General features: G+C 70.9%; 15 protein-coding genes. 6 read left to right on the top strand and 9 right to left on the bottom strand.

All coding sequences use genetic code 11. From position 1 onward, the window contains the following. Positions 1-1,532: HAMP domain-containing protein (locus tag ACIBH1_RS04755; protein WP_397312222.1), on the bottom strand; the 1,532-nt coding region annotated here is incomplete at its 3' end. Between the two features lie 96 nt (positions 1,533-1,628). Here ACIBH1_RS04755 and ACIBH1_RS04750 point away from each other — a divergent pair. Next, complete coding sequence (locus tag ACIBH1_RS04750) at positions 1,629-4,010, top strand: SpoIIE family protein phosphatase (RefSeq protein WP_397312221.1); 2,382 nt, start codon at positions 1,629-1,631, stop codon at positions 4,008-4,010. Positions 4,011-4,071: 61 nt separating this feature from the next. On the opposite strand, the gene ACIBH1_RS04745 is transcribed toward ACIBH1_RS04750, so the two are convergent. The 8 genes from ACIBH1_RS04745 to ACIBH1_RS04710 form a co-directional block, all read right to left on the bottom strand. Next, the gene (locus ACIBH1_RS04745; protein ID WP_397312219.1) at positions 4,072-5,052 is read right to left on the bottom strand and encodes a LacI family DNA-binding transcriptional regulator; all 981 of its coding nucleotides are present in this window, start codon (positions 5,050-5,052) and stop codon (positions 4,072-4,074) included. Next, entirely contained in the window at positions 5,043-6,296 is a 1,254-nt protein-coding gene (locus tag ACIBH1_RS04740) for an alpha/beta hydrolase family protein (protein WP_397312218.1), read from the bottom strand. The genes ACIBH1_RS04745 and ACIBH1_RS04740 overlap by 10 nt, the downstream gene beginning before the upstream one ends. Beyond that, positions 6,286-7,578 (bottom strand): Gfo/Idh/MocA family protein, encoded by a 1,293-nt coding sequence (locus tag ACIBH1_RS04735; RefSeq protein WP_397312217.1) that lies wholly within the window; start codon positions 7,576-7,578, stop codon positions 6,286-6,288. The genes ACIBH1_RS04740 and ACIBH1_RS04735 overlap by 11 nt, the downstream gene beginning before the upstream one ends. A gap of 59 nt (positions 7,579-7,637) precedes the next feature. After that, positions 7,638-8,915: an ABC transporter substrate-binding protein gene (locus ACIBH1_RS04730; RefSeq protein WP_397312216.1), complete on the bottom strand. Its 1,278-nt coding sequence runs from the start codon at positions 8,913-8,915 to the stop codon at positions 7,638-7,640. Between the two features lie 34 nt (positions 8,916-8,949). Then, complete coding sequence (locus ACIBH1_RS04725; RefSeq protein WP_397312215.1) at positions 8,950-9,792, bottom strand: carbohydrate ABC transporter permease; 843 nt, start codon at positions 9,790-9,792, stop codon at positions 8,950-8,952. A 7-nt stretch (positions 9,793-9,799) separates the two neighbouring features. Beyond that, positions 9,800-10,738, bottom strand: coding sequence for a carbohydrate ABC transporter permease (locus ACIBH1_RS04720; protein ID WP_397313080.1), 939 nt, complete (start codon positions 10,736-10,738; stop codon positions 9,800-9,802). Positions 10,739-10,964: 226 nt separating this feature from the next. Beyond that, positions 10,965-11,927 (bottom strand): aldose epimerase family protein, encoded by a 963-nt coding sequence (locus tag ACIBH1_RS04715; RefSeq protein WP_397312214.1) that lies wholly within the window; start codon positions 11,925-11,927, stop codon positions 10,965-10,967. Then, positions 11,924-12,904 (bottom strand): LacI family DNA-binding transcriptional regulator, encoded by a 981-nt coding sequence (locus ACIBH1_RS04710; RefSeq protein ID WP_397312213.1) that lies wholly within the window; start codon positions 12,902-12,904, stop codon positions 11,924-11,926. The genes ACIBH1_RS04715 and ACIBH1_RS04710 overlap by 4 nt, the downstream gene beginning before the upstream one ends. Before the next feature lie 160 nt (positions 12,905-13,064). Between ACIBH1_RS04710 and ACIBH1_RS04705 the strand changes: the two genes are divergently transcribed. From ACIBH1_RS04705 to ACIBH1_RS04685, 5 genes are read left to right on the top strand one after another with little or no spacing between them, the layout of a single operon-like run. Continuing rightward, a complete protein-coding gene (locus ACIBH1_RS04705; protein WP_397312212.1) occupies positions 13,065-13,955 on the top strand; it encodes an NAD-dependent epimerase/dehydratase family protein in 891 nt (296 codons plus the stop codon). After that, positions 13,952-14,827, top strand: a complete 876-nt coding sequence (locus ACIBH1_RS04700) for a 5-dehydro-4-deoxyglucarate dehydratase (protein ID WP_397312211.1) — start codon at positions 13,952-13,954, stop codon at positions 14,825-14,827. Before ACIBH1_RS04705 ends, ACIBH1_RS04700 begins: the two co-directional genes overlap by 4 nt. Continuing rightward, on the top strand, positions 14,824-15,852 hold the full coding sequence (locus ACIBH1_RS04695; protein ID WP_397312210.1) for a mandelate racemase/muconate lactonizing enzyme family protein: 1,029 nt from the start codon (positions 14,824-14,826) through the stop codon (positions 15,850-15,852). The genes ACIBH1_RS04700 and ACIBH1_RS04695 overlap by 4 nt, the downstream gene beginning before the upstream one ends. Then, positions 15,849-17,672 carry a DUF6807 family protein gene (locus tag ACIBH1_RS04690; protein WP_397312209.1) on the top strand — a complete coding sequence of 608 codons (1,824 nt, stop codon included), beginning with the start codon at positions 15,849-15,851 and terminating at the stop codon, positions 17,670-17,672. The genes ACIBH1_RS04695 and ACIBH1_RS04690 overlap by 4 nt, the downstream gene beginning before the upstream one ends. Further along, a complete protein-coding gene (locus ACIBH1_RS04685) occupies positions 17,669-17,857 on the top strand; it encodes a hypothetical protein (RefSeq protein ID WP_397312208.1) in 189 nt (62 codons plus the stop codon). The genes ACIBH1_RS04690 and ACIBH1_RS04685 overlap by 4 nt, the downstream gene beginning before the upstream one ends. Positions 17,858-17,928: the final 71 nt, after the last annotated feature.

Raw genomic sequence — 17,928 nt, 5'->3', positions numbered from 1 at the left:
ATCGTGTTCACGGTGTCCTTCAGCTGCAGGATCTCGCCCTTCACGTCGACCGTGATCTTCTTCGACAGGTCGCCGTTGGCCACCGCCGTCGTCACCAGCGCGATCGAGCGCACCTGCGAGGTGAGATTGGAGGCCATGAAGTTCACGTTGTCGGTGAGGTCCTTCCACACCCCCGACACGCCCCGCACCTGCGCCTGACCGCCCAGCTGGCCCTCGGTGCCGACCTCGCGGGCCACGCGGGTGACCTCGCTGGCGAAGGCGCTCAGCTGGTCGACCATCGTGTTGATGGTGTCCTTCAGCTGGAGGATCTCGCCGCGGGCGTCTACGGTGATCTTCTTGGACAGGTCGCCGTTGGCCACCGCGGTCGTCACCTGGGCGATGCTGCGCACCTGGGTGGTGAGGTTCGTGGCCATGAAGTTGACGTTGTCGGTCAGGTCCTTCCAGGTGCCCGAGACGCCCTTCACCTCGGCCCGGCCGCCCAGCTGGCCCTCGGTGCCGACCTCGCGCGCGACGCGCGTCACCTCGTCGGCGAAGGCGGACAGCTGGTCGACCATCGTGTTGAGGGTGTCCTTCAGCTGGTAGATCTCACCCTTGACCTCCACCGTGATCTTCCGCGAGAGGTCGCCCTTCGCCACGGCCGTCGCGACCTGGGCGATGTCGCGGACCTGGGTCGTGAGGTTGGAGGCCATGAAGTTCACGTTGTCGGTGAGGTCCTTCCACACCCCCGACACCCCGCGCACCTGCGCCTGACCGCCCAGCCGTCCCTCCGTGCCCACCTCACGCGCGACGCGCGTCACCTCGTCGGCGAAGGCGGACAGCTGGTCGACCATCGTGTTCACGGTGAGCTTGAGCTCCAGCAGCTCGCCCGTCGCCTCGACGGTCACCTTGCGGGTGAGGTCGCCGTTGGCCACCGACGTCGTGACCACCGCGATGTCGCGCACCTGCGCCGTCAGCCGGCTGGCCATCGCGTTGACCGCCTCGGTCACGTCGCGCCAGCTGCCCGACATGCCCTGGACGTTGGCCCGGCCGCCGAGCCGCCCCTCCGTGCCCACCTCACGCGCCACCCGCGTGACCTCGCCGGAGAACAAGGCCAGCTGGTCGACCATGCGGTTGACCGCCTTGCCCATCAGCCGCAGGCCGCCGCGCAGGGGCCGGTTGCCCTCCTGCAGGTCGAAGCGCTGCGACAGGTCGCCGTCGGCGACCGCGTTGAGCACCCGCGTGGCCCGCGCGGCCGGGATCACCAGCGCGTCGATGAGCGCGTTGGCCGCCGCCACGTTGACCGCCCACGCGCCCGTGCCAGGACTGGCCGTGACACGCTCGTCGAGGTGGCCCTGGCGCGCGACCTCGCTGCGCACCCTGGTCAGCTCCCTGGTCAGGTGTTCGTTCCGGTCGACGACCTGGTTGAAGGCGATCGCCAGCTCGACCAGGACACCGTCGGGAGGCACCTCCAGCCGTTTGTGGAAGTTGCCGTCGCGCAGCCCGTGCAGGGCCACGAGCAGGGGGCGGAGGTCGGCCTCGAGCTGGGGAGCCATCGCAGCCTTCTTTCACAACTGCCTGTAGCAGACGACTCAGTCTGCCACTCTAAGAGTCACCTAATCTGCACATTGAGTGATGTTCTAGGAAGTCACGTGAACACGACACGGGTTTCCTCGCGGAGCTTCACCGGCACTCCCCTGGCGGCAGCCGCGGCCCGTCGTTTCGTCCGAGACACCCTGACGGACTGGCACCTGACCGAAACCGCGGACGACGCGGTCCTGCTGACCAGCGAGCTCGTCACGAACGCGGTGATCCACGCGGGCACCGACGTCGAACTGACCTGCCGGCTGGAACTCGCCGCGAGTCCCGCCTACCTGGAGATCGCGGTCACCGACCGCTACCCGACCCGCGCGGTGCCCGCCGCGCCCGCGCCCGATCCCGGCGCCCTGGAGAGCCACGGCCGCGGCCTGTCGCTGACCGCCGACCTCGCCACCTCGTGGGGCGTCACCTACAGCCGCGCGGTCAAGCAGGTGTGGTTCCGCATGGACATCGACGACGGCCCGCACCACCCCGCCCCCGCGCCGCCGCACGACCTCGACGACGTGACGATCGCGGTCGTCACCGCCGCGCCCGACGGCAGGATCCGCTCGTGGAACGGCGACGCCGAGACGATGCTCGGCCACACCGCCGCCGACGCCCTGGGACGCCCGCTCGCCGAGCTGGCCGGGATGAGCGGCGGCGGCGACCGCGAGCTCTCGGCCGAGCAGGTGCTGCAGCTGAGGCGCTGGCGCGGGCCGGCGACCCTGCGCCACCGCTCGGGAGGGCAGGTCGCGGTGTACCTGTCCCACGTGCGCATCGGCACGCTGACCTGCTGGATGATCGTCGCCGCCCGGCACGGCGGGCTCCTGGCCGAATCGGCCGCGCCCGCCCGCGCCACCCGGGCCATGGATCTGCTCGACACCGACCTGCCGCTGCCCGAGCTGCTCGACGCCGCCGCGCGCATGGCGCACCTGGCGGCCGGCGGCTCCGCGGCCTATGTGCTCATGACGGGGACCGACGGGCTGCTCGCCGCCGCCGCAGAGGCGGGGCGCCCTCGCGACCTGCCGCCGCTGCCGTCCAAGGGCCCCCTCGAGACCGACCGGGCCGGCCCCCGGCTGGTCGACGACCTGGCCGAGTCCGACCCCGAGCTGGCCGTACGGCTCGGCGCCCGGTCGCTGGCCTGCGTGCCCGTCGAGTCCGGCGGCGCCACGGTGGGATTCGTGGTCGCCGTGGCGCCCGAGGCCGACCGGTTCGGGCGCGAGCTGGTCATCGAGCTGAAGCACCTGGCCGACCGGCTCGCCGTGGCCGTGGGCAGGCTGCGCCTGGCCGAACGCGAGCGCGCGCAACGCGGACGGCTGACCTTCCTGGCCGAGGCGGGCGAGCTGCTCGCCGGGGTGCACGACGAGCGCCTGCTGGCCGCGCTGACCACCCAGCTCGTCGTGCCCAAGATCGGGCGGTGGGCGGCGGTCTACCTGACCGACCAGACCGGCGTCAGCCGCCTGGCGCAGGCCTGGCACGCCGACGAGCGGCGCAACGCCGAACTGCGCGACAGCCTGCCCGCGTCGTTGTGGTCGCCCGGGGCCGGCCTGCCGGGCGAGGTCGCGTCCTTCCCGCTCACCGTCGGCGGCGAGGGACTCGGCACGCTGCTGGTGTCGTGCCCGGAACCTCCGCTGCCGCAAGAGCTGCACGCACTCGTCGAGGACCTGTGCCGGCACGTGTCGCTCAACCTGCACACCGCCAGGCTCTACTCCCGCCAGACGCAGACCGCGCTGGTCCTGCAACGCAGCCTGCTGCCCATGCGCACGGCCCCGATGCCGGGCGTCGAGTCCGCCGTCATCTACCTGCCCGCCGGCGAGGGCGCCCAGGCCGGGGGCGACTTCTACGACCTGTTCGAGGTGCCGGGGCACTGGTGCTTCGCGCTGGGCGACGTCAGCGGCAGCGGTCCCGAGGCCGCCGCCGTGACGGGGCTGGCCCGCCATGCCGTACGGCTGTTCGCCCGCGAGCTCTACCCGGTCGCCGACATCCTCGACCGGCTCAACCAGGCGCTCCTGGACGAGGCCGAGGAGGGGCGTTTCCTCAGCATGTTGTGCGGGACGCTGGTGCCGCTGCCGGGCGGCGGCGCCCGGTGCACGATCGCCTCCGCCGGACACCCGCCGCCGCTGCTGCTGCACCGCCACGGCAGGGTCGAGGCGGTGGCCTCCCCGCAGCTGCTGCTGGGCGTTGACGCCACGGCCACCTTCTTCGACGAGACCTTCGAGATGGCGCCCGGCGACGTGCTGGTGTGCGTGACCGACGGCGTCACCGAGCGGCGCGACGGGCCGCGCCAGCTCGACGACGACGACGGGCTGGCACGCCTGCTCGCGCAGTGCCGGGGGCTCAGCGCCGGAGCGGTGGCCGAGAGGGTACGGCAGGCGGTCGACGCCTACTCGCCGCTGCCGATCAGGGACGACATGGCGGTGCTGGTGCTGCGCGCCAAGCACCCCTCCCCCGGCTGAGCCCACGACCCGGGGGCTCGGACTGGGTTCACCCGGGGGCGCAGCGAGCTCCGGCGAGGGCTCAGGCGAGGGCGGGGCCGGTCGATTCGCGGATCACCAGGCTGGTCTCCAGCCGGGCCAGGGTCGGCGTACCCGACTCCCCCGCGCCCACGGCGGCCAGCAGCAGGTCGACCGCCATGCGCCCGGCCGCGGCCGTCGGCATGGTGATCGTCGTCAGCTTCGGCTTGTTCAACCGCCCCGGCAGGCTGTCGTCGACCCCGACCACGCTCACGTCGTCGGGCACCCTCAGCCCCCGGTCCGTCAGCCCCTCGATGAGGCCCAGCGCGACCAGGTCGTTGTAGCACAACACCGCCGTCGACCCCGCGACCTTGTCGGCCGCCGCGATGCCGCCCTGCTCTGTCGGCTCGTTCGGCCCGAGCACCGACAACTCCACGTCGAAGTCGCCCGCCGCGCTCGCCGCCGCCGTACGCATCTCCTCGCTCGTCCACGACCCGTCGGGGCCGGTGAGCAGCGCGATGCGGCGGTGGCCGAGCGAGGCCAGGTGCCCGATGGCCGCGCGGGCGCCCTGCCCCACGTCCATGAGCACCGTCGTCAGCCCCTTCACCCGCCGGTTGACCACGACGAACGGCACCTCGGCGCGCAGTTTCTCTATCGTCCTGTTCGACAGTCGCGGACTGCACAGCAGCACCCCGTCGACCTGCTTCGACAGGGTCTCGATGAGCTCCTGCTCCATCAGCGGGTCCTCGTCGGTGTCGGCGACGAAGACGTGGTAGTCACGCTCGCGCGCCTGCGCCTGCGCGGCCTTGATCAGCGGGGGGAAGAACGGGTTGGCGATGTCCGCCACGATCAGCCCCAGGTTGTGGGTGCGCCCCGTCGTCAGGGCCCTGGCCGCCCGGTTGGGCCGGTAGCCGAGCCCTTCCGCGATCGCCAGCACCCTCGTGCGTGTCTCGGCGTTCACCAGGTGCGGCGCGGAGAACGTCCGCGACACCGTCGAGACATGCACCCCAGACGCCTTGGCCACGTCCCGAATCGTCACCGCCACGCTGTGCCTTCTTCCATGATCAGGTGGCGCGCGAGCCACCGAAACACTCGCTCCTGGGCCTGACGGCCGAAACTGTGCCCCGCGTCGCCGAAAATCCCGGTGTAGCCACCGGGTGCGTGCCGGTGCCCGTAGTGCCGCTCGATCATGGCATGGGCCCGGCGCATCCCGGAGAGCGGAAGGATCTCGTCGTGCTCGCCGTACCAGACCAGCAACGGCCGGGGGGCCGCGCACGCCGCGAGATCGGGCAGGTCACACAGCCTGGACAGGCCGGGAGGATACAGCATCCAGGTATGCCTGGCGAGGTATCCCTCGTCGAGCAGGTCCCGGTAGGAGGAGATCATCGCGACCGAGGCGACGGCCGCCACCTGCGGGTCGAACGCGCCCAGCATCGCCGCGCGCAGGCCGCCGCCCGACAACCCCGCGCATCCCACCGGGCCGGTGTCGGGGCGGGAACGGAGGTAGGCCGCGGCGGCCAGGTCCTCACCCGCCACCACGCCCGCGTACGAGGTGCCCAGGACGGTGCAGTGCTTGGCGACGACCTGCTCGTGCGGCCCGGCCGCCTCGTCGTAGGCGTCTCCCCGGGCGTCGCCGAGGGGGAAGCGGCGGCTGCCCCAGGTGAACACGTCGTGGGCCAGGACGGTGAAACCCCGCCTGGCCAGCTCTCCCGCCCAGGCCAGGCCGTCGTAGATCCCCTCGCGCAGCCGTACGACCTCGGGGGCCGGGCCCTGCGGCGGGTCGGCGATCTTCTCCTTGCCCGCCCACTTCATGCCCGCGTGGCAGTGCAGCGCCACCACGCCGGGCAGCACCGCGTCGCCTGCGCCGGCGGGACGCAGGACGTAGGCGTGGGTGCGGGGGCCGAAGCCGACGTCCCAGGAGACCTCCTCGCAGGCCAGGCCGTCGGCGGCCCACGCGCGCTCGGTGCGCACGCCGGCGGCGGACAGGTCGAGCACGCCGATCGCCTCGCGTACGGCCTTCGCCAACTCGGGCCCGGCTGCGGGGCCGGCTGCGGGGCCGGCTGCGGGGCCGGCTGCGGGGCCGGACTCGGGACGGGCCCCGCGGCCGGGCTCGGACCCGAGCTCGGGGAACAGGCCGAACTGGCGGCCCGCCAGCGCGGCCAGCCCCGCGAAGGGCCCCAGCCCGCTGGAGGGCCCCAGCCCGGTGAAGGACCCTGGGCCCCCGGCTCCGGCGCCGGAACGGGGTGGCGCGCTGGAGCCGGGGGTCGTGCGCGGGGCGTCAGACTGCACGGGCCGCCAGCCGGGTGCCGCCGTCCGCCAGGTGGACGACCTGGCCGGTGCGGATCGCCTCGTTGGCCGCCGCGCCCACCAGAACGCTGCGGATGCCGTCGACGTAGCCGGCCTGCCGCCTGAGCGGGTCGTCACCGGCGCCGCGGAAGACGTCGTCGAGCAGCAGCCGGTCGCCGCCGCCGTGCCCGCCTGCGCCCTGCTCGATCTCGATCTCCTGGGGCGGTTCCCACAGCCGGTGCAGCACCAGCTTCTCCCAGGCGTCGGTGACGTGCTCCTTGGAGGCCGCGCTGGGGTCGATGGCGGCGTGCGGCGGGGTCCAGGTGCGCTCGCAGACGGTGAGCTCGATCCGCCCGCCCGTGCCGTTGAACACCACCCGGTAGCCCTCGGAGGGCGCGTGCGCGACCAGGTTGTAGGTGAGCTGCGCCCCTCCCGAGTAGCGCACCAGCACGGACATGTTGTCCTCGATGGTGATGCCGGGCGCGAAGACGTCCTGGTCGCGGTGGTAGCCGTCCTCGTGCTCGGCGTCGAGGTAGAGCCGCTTGAGCCGGGGGTCGGCCGCCAGGTCGAGCAGGTAGGGGTCGGTGCCGAGGCCGGGTGCGCCGTGGGCGCGCTCGGGCCGGTCGGTCATGCCGCGCGAGGCGGCGTTGGCGTCGCCGTAGAAGCGCAGCGAGCCCTGGGCGTACACGGTCTCGGCGGCGGCCGCGAGCCACCAGTTGACCAGGTCGAAGTGGTGGGTGGACTTGTGCACCAGCAGGCCGCCGGAGTTGACCTTGTCGCGGTGCCAGCGGCGGAAGTAGTCGGCGCCGTGGATGGTGTCGAGGGTCCAGTCGAAGTGCACGGAGGTGATCTCGCCGATCTCTCCGGCGGCGATGAGCCTTCGCACGGCGGAGTTGCGCGGCGAGTAGCGGTAGTTGAAGGTGACGACCAGCTTGCCGGGGTTGCGCTCGGCGGCGGCGCGGATCTCCTCGCAGCCGTCGGCGTCGATGGTCAGGGGCTTCTCGCAGATGACGTCCTTGCCGGCGTCGAGCGCGCGCACCACGTACTCCGCGTGGGTGGCGTCGACGGTGGCGACGATGACGGCGTCGCACTGCTCCAGCATGGCGTCGAACTCTTCGGGCTTGTAGGTGGGCACGGGGCGCCCGGCCCGCTCGACGTAGTACTGCATGCGGGTCTGGTTGCGGTCGCAGAGGCCGACGATGTCGCCGGTGTCGCTCCACTCGCCGACCAGCGCGTCGACGTACATCTGGATCCGGTGACCGGTGCCGACGAAGGCGTATCTCATCTGAGGTGTCTCCCCGAGGGGGCCGCCCGACCTCGCGGACGGCCCCGGATCAGTGGTGGTCAGCCGGCGAGCGCGGCGTTGGCTTCCTGAAGGAACTTCGCGGCGGCGGCGTCCGGCGTGGTCTTGCCGAACAGCACCTCCTCGGAGTTGCGCTTGAGGATGTCCTCCATCTCCATGGCGCCCTTCGGCGGCACGACGGTGGGGCTGAGCTCGCTCTTGACCGACTCGATGAAGTCGAGCGTCTTCTGGTCGGTCGGGGTCAGCTTGCTCTTGATCGCCTCCAGCACCTTGGCGTTGGTGGGCAGGCCGCGGTCGCTGAGCAGGATGCCGCCGGCGTCGGCGTCGTTGAGCAGGAAGTCGATGAACTTCTGGGCCTCGGCCGTGTGCTCGGACTTCGCCGACATCGACCAGTGCATGGCCGGCTGCAGGAACATGCCGCCCGAGGGGGCGCCGTCGAGCTTGGGCAGGCGGAGCAGGTCGAGCTCCTGGCCGGAGCCCTTGGACAGGGCGCCGAGCTGGTTGCTCCACCAGATGCCGTAGGCGCCGGTGTTGGTGGCCAGCAGCGCCTGCTCGACGTTGGTGCCGATCTCGGCCATCTTGGCGGCGTCGGGCGCGGCCTTGGTCTCGATCAGCTTCTGGTGGATGCCCCACCAGGCCTTCAGGGTGTCGGCCGACATGCCGATCTTGCCGTTGTCGTAGAACTTCTCGCCGCGCTGGGCGGCGAAGACCTGCAGGAAGGCGGGGTTGAAGTTGTAGTCGCTGCCCCAGACGGAGCCGCCGCTCTTCTCCGTGATCGCCTTGCCGGTCTCGATGAACTGGTCCCAGGTCCAGGCCTTGTCGTCGGGCAGCTGCTGGCCCTGCTTCTCGACGGTGGCCTTGTTGACCACGGCCGCGAAGGTGTTGACGCCGGTCGGGATGGCGTACTGCTTGCCGTCCACCTGGCCGGCGGTGAGGACCTGCTGGTCGAGGTCGGCGGTGTTGACCTTGCCGGTCAGGTCGGCGAGCGCGCCGCGCCCGGCGTACTCGGCCAGGCCGCGGATCTCGATGGTCATCACGTCGGGCGCGTCGCCCGCGGCGACCTTGGTGGCCAGCTTCTCGTAGTAGCTGCCCCAGTCGGAGAAGTCGCCCTCGACGTCGATCGTCGGGTTCTTCTCCTCGAACTTGGCGATGACCTGCTCGGTCAGCTTCTGACGGGAGTCGCTGCCCCAGTAGGAGAAGACGATCTTCGTCTTGCCGTCGCCGCCGGCCTCGGTACCGGTCTCGGAGCCGCCACCGCACGCGGCGGCCGCCGCCATCACCGCGGTCGCGAGCAGGGCGACCGTGAACTTGCGCTTCACTGCGATTACCTCCATGGAAGGGGGGTGGGAGGAGCTACTTGAGGCCGGTGGTCGCCATACCGCGGATGAGGTACTTCTGGCCGGCCAGGAAGAATCCGAAGATGGGTGCGAGGGAGATGAGCGACATCGCGAACATCGGTCCCCACGACGACTCGCCGCTGCCGTCCAGGAACTGGCGCAGGGCCACGCTGGCGGTCAGGGTGTCGGACTTGGTCAGGTAGAGGTTCTGGCTGAAGAAGTCGTTCCAGGTCCAGATGAAGGTGAAGATCCCGGTGGTGGCCAGGGCGGGCATGCACAGCGGGATGATCACCCGGAAGTAGGTGCGCCAGTAGCCGGCGCCGTCGATGGCCGCCGCCTCGTCGAGCTCCCTGGGCAGAGTGCGGATGAACTGCACCATCAGGAAGATGAAGAAGGCGTCGGTGGCCAGGAACTTCGGCAGGATCAGCGGCCAGATGGTGTTGATCCACTCCAGCTTGGCGAACACGATGTACTGCGGCACGACGGTGACGTGGTGCGGCAGCATGATCGAGCCGAGCATGAGGGCGAACCACAACTTCTTGAACGGGAAGTCCAGCCGCGCGAAGGCGTAGGCGGCCATCGAGCAGGCGACGAGGTTAGCGATAACAGACAAGGCTGTGATCACCGCGGAGTTCCACAGATAGTGGCCGAAGGAGTTCTTCAGTGAGTACCAGCCCTCGGTGAAGTTCTCGAGGGTGATCTCGCTGGGCCACAGACCGGGCTCGCGGAAGATCAGCTCTTCCGGCTTGAAGGCCGCGGAGACCATCCACAGCAGCGGATAGAGCATGACCAGGCCGAAGCCGATCAACATCAGGTGCTTGGCACCCCGGCTGAACCGCCGCCTGTAGAGCAGCGGCATGCGGGGGTTACTTTGTGTCGCCATAGAAGACCCAATACTTCGACATCAGGAAGTTGACCCCGGTCAGACCGGCGATGATGAGCAGCAGCACCCAGGCCATGGCCGCGGCGTAGCCCATCTCAAAGTTCTTGAAGCCCTTCATGTACAGGTAGAGCGTGTAGAAGAGCGTGGAGTCGACCGGCCCGCCGGTGCCGTTGCTGACGATGAACGACTGGGTGAAGGACTGGAACGACTTGATGATCTCGAGCACGAGGTTGAAGAAGATGATCGGCGTGAGCAGCGGCAGCGTGATGTGGCGGAACTGGGTGAGTTTGGTCGCCCCGTCCACGGAGGCCGCCTCGTAGTAGCTCTGCGGGATCTGCCTCAGACCGGCCAGGAAGATGACCATCGGCGCGCCGAAGGTCCACACGTGCAGCAGGATCAGCGTGCCGAGCGCGGTGTCGGGGTCGGTGACCCAGCCGGGTCCCTCGATCCCGAACACGAGCAGGACCGAGTTGACCAGGCCGTCGGTGCCGAAGATCTTCCGCCACAGGATCGCGATGGCGACGCTGCCGCCCAGCAGCGAGGGCAGGTAGTAGACCGAGCGGTAGATCGTCAGGCCGCGCAGGCCCCGGTCGAGCAGGAGGGCCAGCAGCAGCGCGAAGGCCAGCTGCATGGGCACCGAGACGACCACGTAGATCGAGGTGACCTTCAGCGACTGCAGGAAGCGGTCGTCCTCGGTGAACATCCTGGCGTAGTTGTCCAGGCCGACCCACTGGGCCTCTTCGAGCAGGCTGTAGTCGGTGAACGACAGGTAGAGCGAGGCCACGATCGGACCGATGGTGATCGCGATGAGGCCCAGGAACCACGGGGCGAGGAAGACGTAGGCCGCACCGGCTTCACGGCGCTTCCACGCGTTCTTCGTCCCGCGGTGCTGGCCCGCTGGGCGGGCGGGTTCGAGTCTCACCTGCTTCGGAGAGGGAGACACGGAGACTTGGTGGGGCATGGCTTGACATATCCCTCGGCTGTGCGGGGGTGGATGGCGCTTTCCTATAGCGCCACGGAAAGTTACGTCAACCCTTTGCAGACGTTACCTTCTCGTTACCGATATATCGCTATCGACGTATCCCCAGGTCACAGCGTTACCTTACGATGAAGCCGAGGAAAACTTTTCCGAGAATCTAGCCCGTTTGCTACAAGCGGTTGCAATCGAATCGGTACCCGGTCTCCGACCGGTGCACCTCCCCCGGACGCAGCACCGTCGAGGGGAAATCGGGCCGGTTGGGCGAATCGGGGAAGTGCTGCGTCTCCAGGCAGAATCCGGCGAAGGCCTGGTAGGGCGTGACCACCCCGTCGAGCATGTGCCCGGTGTAGAACTGCACGCCGGGCTCGGTCGTGCGCACCCGCATCGAGCGCCCGCTGACCGGCTCCTCGACCACGATGCCCCCGCCCGGCCGCAACACGTAGCAGTGGTCGTAGCGCCCCTCCAGGCGCTCGCCGATCGCGGTGGGCGTGGTGAAGTCGTACGGCGTGCCCGCCACCGGCACGGGGCCGCCCGGCACGGGGATCTTGCCCTCGTCGACCTCCAGGTAGCCGTCGGCCTCCATGGTCAGCACATGTCCGCGCACGTCAGGGGCGTCGGCCAGGTTGAAGTAGGAGTGGTTGGTGAGGTTCAGCACCGTCGGCGCGTCGGTGGTGGCCTCGTAGGCGATCTGGAGCTCGTCGCCGTCGAGCGTGTAGGTGACCGAGACCGACAACCTGCCCGGGTAGCCCTCCTCGCCGTCCTCGCTGACCAGGCTGAGCCGTACGGCGTGGTCCCCGTCGCGGGAGGCGCTCCACACGCGCTTGTCGAAGCCCTTGAGCCCGCCGTGCAGGGCGTGCCCGTTGTTGTTGCGGGCCAGCTCGTACGGCACGCCGTCGAGCGTGAAGGCGCCGTCGGCGATGCGGTTGCCGAACCTGCCCACGACGGCGCCGAAGTAGCGGCTGCGCTCCAGGTAGTCGCTCACGCTGTCGAGCCCGAGCACGACGTCGGCGCCGTCGGGCAGCTCGATCGACTGGATGATCGCCCCGAGCGTCAGGACTGCGACGCTGAGCCGGCCGTTGGACAGCTGGATGCGCTCCACTGGCTGTCCGTCGGGGGTGGTGCCGAACTTCACGGTTCACTCGCTCTCTGGGTGGATTCCCTGATCACCAGGCTGGTCTCCAGCCTGACGGTGGTGTGCGGGGCGTGCTCTCCGGCGCCGACGGCCGCCAGCAGCAGGTCGACCGCCATACGCCCGGCGGCGGCGGTCGGCATGGTGATGGTGGTCAGCTTGGGCCGGTTGAGCCGGCCGGGCAGGCTGTCGTCGATCCCGATGACGCTCACGTCGCCCGGCACGCTCAGGCCGCGCTCGACGAGGCCTTCGATGAGGCCGAGCGCGACCAGATCGTTGTAGCAGAGCACGGCGCTGTGCCCGGCGATCTTGTCGGCCGCGGCCAGGCCGCCCTGCTCGGTGGGTTCGTTGGGTCCGACGACCGTCAGCGTCACGCCGGCCTCGGCCGCGCGGTCGGTGGCGGCCTGGCGGATCTCGCCGCTGGTCCACGAGCCCGGCGGCCCGGTGAGCAGCGCGATGCGCCGGTGGCCGAGCCCCACGAGGTGGTCGATGGCCGCCCGCGCGCCCTGGCCGACGTCCATCAGGACGGTGGTCAGGCCTTTCACGCGGCGGTTGACGATCACCAGCGGGACCTCGGCGCGCAGCCGGTGGATGGTCTGGTTCGACAGCCGGGGACTGCACAGGAGCACGCCGTCGACCTGCTTGGACAGCGTCTCGATGAGCTCCTGCTCCAGCACTGGATCCTCGTCCGTGTCGGCGACGAAGACGTGGTAGTCGCGCTCGCGCGCGTGTCCCTGGGCCGCCTTGATCAGCGGGGGGAAGAAGGGATTGGCGATGTCGGCCACGATGAGGCCGAGGTTGTGCGTGCGGCCGGTGGTCAGCGCCCTGGCCGCCCGGTTGGGCCGGTAGCCGAGCTGCGCGGCGACCGCGAGCACCGCCTGCCGGGTCTTCTCGTTGACCAGATGCGGCGCGGAGAAGGTCCGCGAGACCGTCGAAACGTGCACTCCCGACGCCCTGGCTACGTCGCGAATCGTCACCATGGCCGCACACTAACGCAATCGGTTGCACGCCTACCAGGCACTATTGCGACCGGTTGCGAGGTAAAGCCGCTGGCCACTTGACAGAGCTCGCGCTGGATGGCCAGAGTTTATGCAACTGGTTGCAGACCCTCATCAGCAGACCGTCAGAAAGACATCCCCCGTGAGCAGAACTCTCGTCACCGGGAGCGCCGGGCGCCTGGGCCGCAGTGTCGTCACCGCGTTCGCCGCAGCCGGGCACGAGGTGATCGGCATCGACGCCGCCCCCGGGACCCCTCCCGAGGCGGCAGCATGCCTGCCCGCCGACCTGACCGACCTCGGCGAGGCCTACGAGGTGATCGCGCGCTTCCGTCCCGAGGCCGTCATCCACCTGGCGGCGATCGCCACCCCGTTCAGCCGCAGCGACGGCGTGACCTTCCGCACCAACACCCAGCTGGCGTTCAACGTGTGCCAGGCGGCCACCGCCCTGGGCGTGCCCAAGCTGGTCGTGGCCAGCAGCCCGACGGTCATCGGGTACGGCAAGCCTGACGGCTGGTCACCCACCTACCTGCCGCTCGACGAGGACCACCCGGCCCAGCCGTGGAACGCCTACAGCCTGTCGAAGCTGGTGGCCGAGCAGACCATGCAGACGTTCGCGCGGACCTCCGAGACCCGGATGGCCGCGGTCCGGCCGTGCTACGTGGTCGCGCCCGAGGAGTGGGAGGGCGCCCCCACCCAGCAAGGCCACACCATGGCCGAGCGGCTTGACCGTCCGGAGCTCGCGGCGGTCTCGCTTTTCAACTACCTGGACGCCCGCGACGCCGCGGACATGCTGCTCGCGCTGCTGTCCAAGCTGCCGGAGCTGCCCAACGGCGAGGTCTTCTTCGCCGGGGCCGCCGACGCGCTGGCCCGCGACCCGCTGTCGGAGCTGCTGCCACGGCTCATCCCCGCCACCGCCCCCTTCGCCGCCGGACTGACCGGCAGCGCTCCCGCCTTCTCCTCCGCCAAGGCCGAGCGCATGCTCGGCTGGCAGGCCAAGCGGAGCTGGCGTACCGAACTCAAGGAGAGCCTGTGAACCTCAGCGGCGTGCTGTTCTTCCCCGTGACGCCCTTCGACGACAACGGGGCGCTGGACGAGCGGGTGCTCGCGGAACACATCCGCCAGGGCCTGGCCCACGACCCGGGCGCCGTCTTCGTGGCGTGCGGCACCGGGGAGTTCTCGGCGTTGTCGCAGGCCGAGCACGCGCTGGCCGTCCAGGTCGCGGTGGCCGCCACCGCCGGCCAGGTGCCGGTGCTGGCGGGCGCGGGCGGCCCGCTCGGCGCCGCCCTGGAGCAGGCCCGTACGGCACGCGAGGCGGGGGCCGACGGCCTGCTGCTCATGCCGCCCTACCTGACGCAGGGTTCTGTCTCCGGCTTCATCTCCTACGTGACCGCCATCGCGGCCGAGCTCCCGGTGATCGTCTACCAGCGCGGCTCCGTCGTCCTGGACCCGGCCACCGTCGTGGAGCTGGCCCGCGTCCCCGGCGTCGTCGGCCTCAAGGACGGCCTGGGCGACATCGACCGCATGCAGCGCACCGTGCTGGCCGTGCGGCGGGAGATCGGCGAGGACTTCATGTTCTTCAACGGCCTGCCGACCGCCGAGCTGACCATGCCCGCCTATCGAGGTCTGGGCATCGACCTGTACTCCAGCGCCGTGTTCGCCTTCGCCCCCGAGATCGCCAAGGCGTACTTCTCCGGCGACGAGCGGCTGCTGACCGAGTTCTACGCCCCGCTGGTCGAGCTGCGCAGCAAGGCGCCCGGCTACGCGGTCTCGCTGGTCAAGGCGGGCATCCGGCTGCGCGGCCTGAACGTCGGACCGGTGCGCGCGCCGCTGACCGACCTCACGCCCGAGCACGAGGCGGAGCTCGACACGCTGATCAAGCATGGCCTGTCCCTGGTAGCCGCATGATCGTCGATCTGACCACCACCCTGCGGTCGGCGCCCCTGGCCCGGCCGTGGGGCGCCGACGTGCCGTACAACCACGTCGTCCGCGTGGACGTCACGCTGGACGACGGCCGGGTGGGCACCGGGATCTCGTGGACGCCGCAGATCGGCGCGCACGCCGTGAAGGCCCTGCTCGACCACGACGTGCGCGACGCGGTGATCGGCCTGGAGCCGCACGCCGAAGTCGTGTGGGACCGGCTGGCCTGGCACCTGAGCGAGGCCGGGCGCGGCGGGCTGGCCACGGTCGCCATGGCCGGGCTCGACCTGGCCCTGTGGAGCCTGCGCGGCCCGCTGGTCGGCGTGCTCGGCGCGCGCCGCGCCGAGGTGCCCGTGTACGGCAGCGGCGTCAACCTGCACTACTCCCTGGAGGAGCTGGTCGCGCAGGCGACCCGCTGGAAGGGCCTGCCCGCCGTCAAGATCAAGGTGGGCAAGCCCGACCTGGGCGAGGACGTCGAGCGCGTGGCCGCGGTCCGCGAGGTCATCGGGCCCGGCACGCAGCTGATGATCGACGCCAACCAGCGCTGGGACCTGTTCCGCGCCCGGCGGGCCGTCTCCGCGCTGGAGAGGTTCGACCTGGCCTGGATCGAGGAGCCGCTGCCCGCCGACGACTGGCGTGCCCTGGCCGAGCTGCGGCGCTCCATCGACGTGCCGGTCGCCGTGGGCGAGAACGTCTACACCCTGTACGGCTTCCGCGAGCTGCTGGCCGGCGGCGCGGTCGACGTGATCCAGCCCAACGTGGTGCGGGTCGGCGGCATCACGCCGTTCCTGCGCATCGCGGACCTGGCCAGGGCCTACGACGTGCCCGTCTACCCGCACCTGCTCATGGAGCTGTCGGGACAGCTGGCGCTGTGCCTGCGTGATCCTGTCATGGTGGAACACGTGGAGGACGCGTCCCTGGCCGAGCTCGGCCTGCTCGCCGAGCCGTACCCCGTCGCCGTCGAGAACGGCCTGCTCACCGCGACCGGTCATCCGACGAGGTGGTTCGAGTGAAGATCGTCGTCGCCGGAGTGCACGGCTTCGGCAAGCACCACGTGCAGAACATCTCCCGCCTGCCGGGCGCCGAGCTCGTCGGCGTCTGCGATCCCAGGCCGGCCGACCTCGGCGTGCCGCAGTCGGCCGACCTGGGCGCGCTCGTGCGCGACACCAGGGCGCAGGTGGCGATCATCGCCACTCCGATCCACACCCACGCCGACCTGGCCGTCACCGCCCTGCGGGCCGGGGCGCACGTGCTGCTGGAGAAGCCGCCCGCGCCATCGGTCGCCGAGTTCGAGCGCATCGCCGCGGCGGTGGCCGAGACCGGCAGGGTCGTGCAGATCGGCTTCCAGTCGCTGGGCTCGGCCGCGATCCCGGTCGCCCGCTCGGTCGTGGGCGAGATCCGCGGCATCGGCGTCGCCGGCGCGTGGGAGCGGCCCAAGAGCTACTACACGCGCGCGGCCTGGGCGGGCAAGCGGCGGCTCGACGGGGTCGACGTCATGGACGGCGCGCTGACCAACCCCTTCGCGCACGCCGTGGCCACCGCCTTCTCGGTCGCGGGCCCCTCCCCCGTGGAGAGCATCGACCTGGAGCTCTACCACGCCAACGACATCCAGTCCGACGACACCTCCAGCGCCCGGGTGCGCCTGGCCGACGGCACGGTCATCACCGTCACCGTGAGCCTGTGCGCCGAGCGCCGCTACGAGCCGTTCCTGGAGCTGCACGGCTCCGACGGCACGGCGCGGCTGTTCTACACCACCGACGAGCTGGAGGCCGGCGGCGTGCGCACCGGCTACGGGCGCACCGATCTGCTGGCCAACCTGCTCGACCACCTGCGTGACGGCACCGACCTGCTGGTCCCGCTCGCCTCGACCGAGGCCTTCACCCGCTTCCTCGACGCGGTGCGCCTGGCTCCAGAACCGGCCCCGATCGAGTCGGCCGACGAGCAGGAGCGCCGCCTGGTGCCCGGCATCGCCGCCTTCGCCGCGCGCAGCGCGCGCGAGCTGAAGACCCTGTCGGAGCTGGGCTTCCCGGACGCGCCCGCCGACGACCCGTGGCCCGAGGTACGGCTGGGCCGGACGGCGTCGTATTCCTACCGCAGCGACATCGACGTCGCCTCCGCCCCCCGGCCCTACCTCCACCCGGTCGCCACCCTGGGCGGCACCGTGGTCACCGAGTTGCAGCCCGCCGACCACATCCACCACTTCGGGGCGAGCGTGGCGATCTCCGACGTGAACGGCGTCAACTTCTGGGGCGGCTCCACCTACGTGCCGGGCACCGGCCCGGTGATCCTGCCCAACCACGGCAGGCAGCGGCGCCGCAGGCTCGAACCGGTCGAGGGCGGCTACCTGGAGCACCTCGACTGGACGGGCCCCGACGGCGAGGTGCTGCTGACCGAGGAGCGCACGCTGCTCACCCGGCCGCTCGGCGACGCCTGGGCTCTGGACCTCTCCTTCACCCTGACGGGCTCGGCGAAGATCGAGAGCTCGGCGACGAAGGGCCGCGCCGGCGCAGGGTACGGCGGCTTCTTCTGGCGCGCGCCCAAGGCCTCGCCGAACCTCGACGTCTTCACCGCCGGCGCGCTGGGCGAGGACTCCGTGCACGGCAGCACCAGCCCGTGGCTCTGCCTCGTCTCCGATTCGTGGAGCCTGCTGTTCGTCCAGCACGACGTGGTCGACCCGTGGTTCGTGCGCGTCGCCGAGTATCCCGGCGTCGGACCGGCTCTGGCCTGGGACAAGCCGTTGCTGGTCGAGGGCGAACTGCGCCGGTCGATCACCGTGGTCGTCGCCGACGGCCGCATGGACCGGGAGCGGGCGGCGGAGCTGGCCGCGCGATGAGGATCCACCTCGACGGAGCGCGTGAACGGGGTGCCCGGCCGGTCCTCCTCACCTCCGTGGAACGGCGCTCGGCCGAGCCCGCCCACGGGCGCTACCCGCAGGCGTTGAAGGAGCCGGCCTGCTCCGAGGGCCGGTCGCCGGGCGGCGAGGAGGTCGGCGTCGCCGTCCACGGGGCGCTCGGGTAGCGCCCCGGCTTCCCTACCCCGGCGGGATCTCCCGCCGGGGCCTTCGTCGTGGCGCGAAATTGCAGCATTCT

This window comes from Nonomuraea sp. NPDC050663, assembly GCF_044456985.1.
Classification (GTDB): Bacteria; Actinomycetota; Actinomycetes; order Streptosporangiales; family Streptosporangiaceae; genus Nonomuraea.
The sequence above is the reverse complement of the archived record's forward strand: the minus strand, read 5'-3'. Positions and strand labels throughout refer to the sequence as shown.

Excerpts from the sequence above, each read along its gene's own strand:
- ACIBH1_RS04735 (WP_397312217.1), bottom strand. The coding sequence starts at position 7,578 with ATGAGATACGCCTTCGTCGGCACCGGTCACCGGATCCAGATGTACGTC.
- ACIBH1_RS04725 (WP_397312215.1), bottom strand. The coding sequence starts at position 9,792 with ATGCCGCTGCTCTACAGGCGGCGGTTCAGCCGGGGTGCCAAGCACCTG.
- ACIBH1_RS04710 (WP_397312213.1), bottom strand. The coding sequence starts at position 12,904 with ATGGTGACGATTCGCGACGTAGCCAGGGCGTCGGGAGTGCACGTTTCG.
- ACIBH1_RS04695 (WP_397312210.1), top strand. The coding sequence starts at position 14,824 with ATGATCGTCGATCTGACCACCACCCTGCGGTCGGCGCCCCTGGCCCGG.
- ACIBH1_RS04685 (WP_397312208.1), top strand. The coding sequence starts at position 17,669 with ATGAGGATCCACCTCGACGGAGCGCGTGAACGGGGTGCCCGGCCGGTC.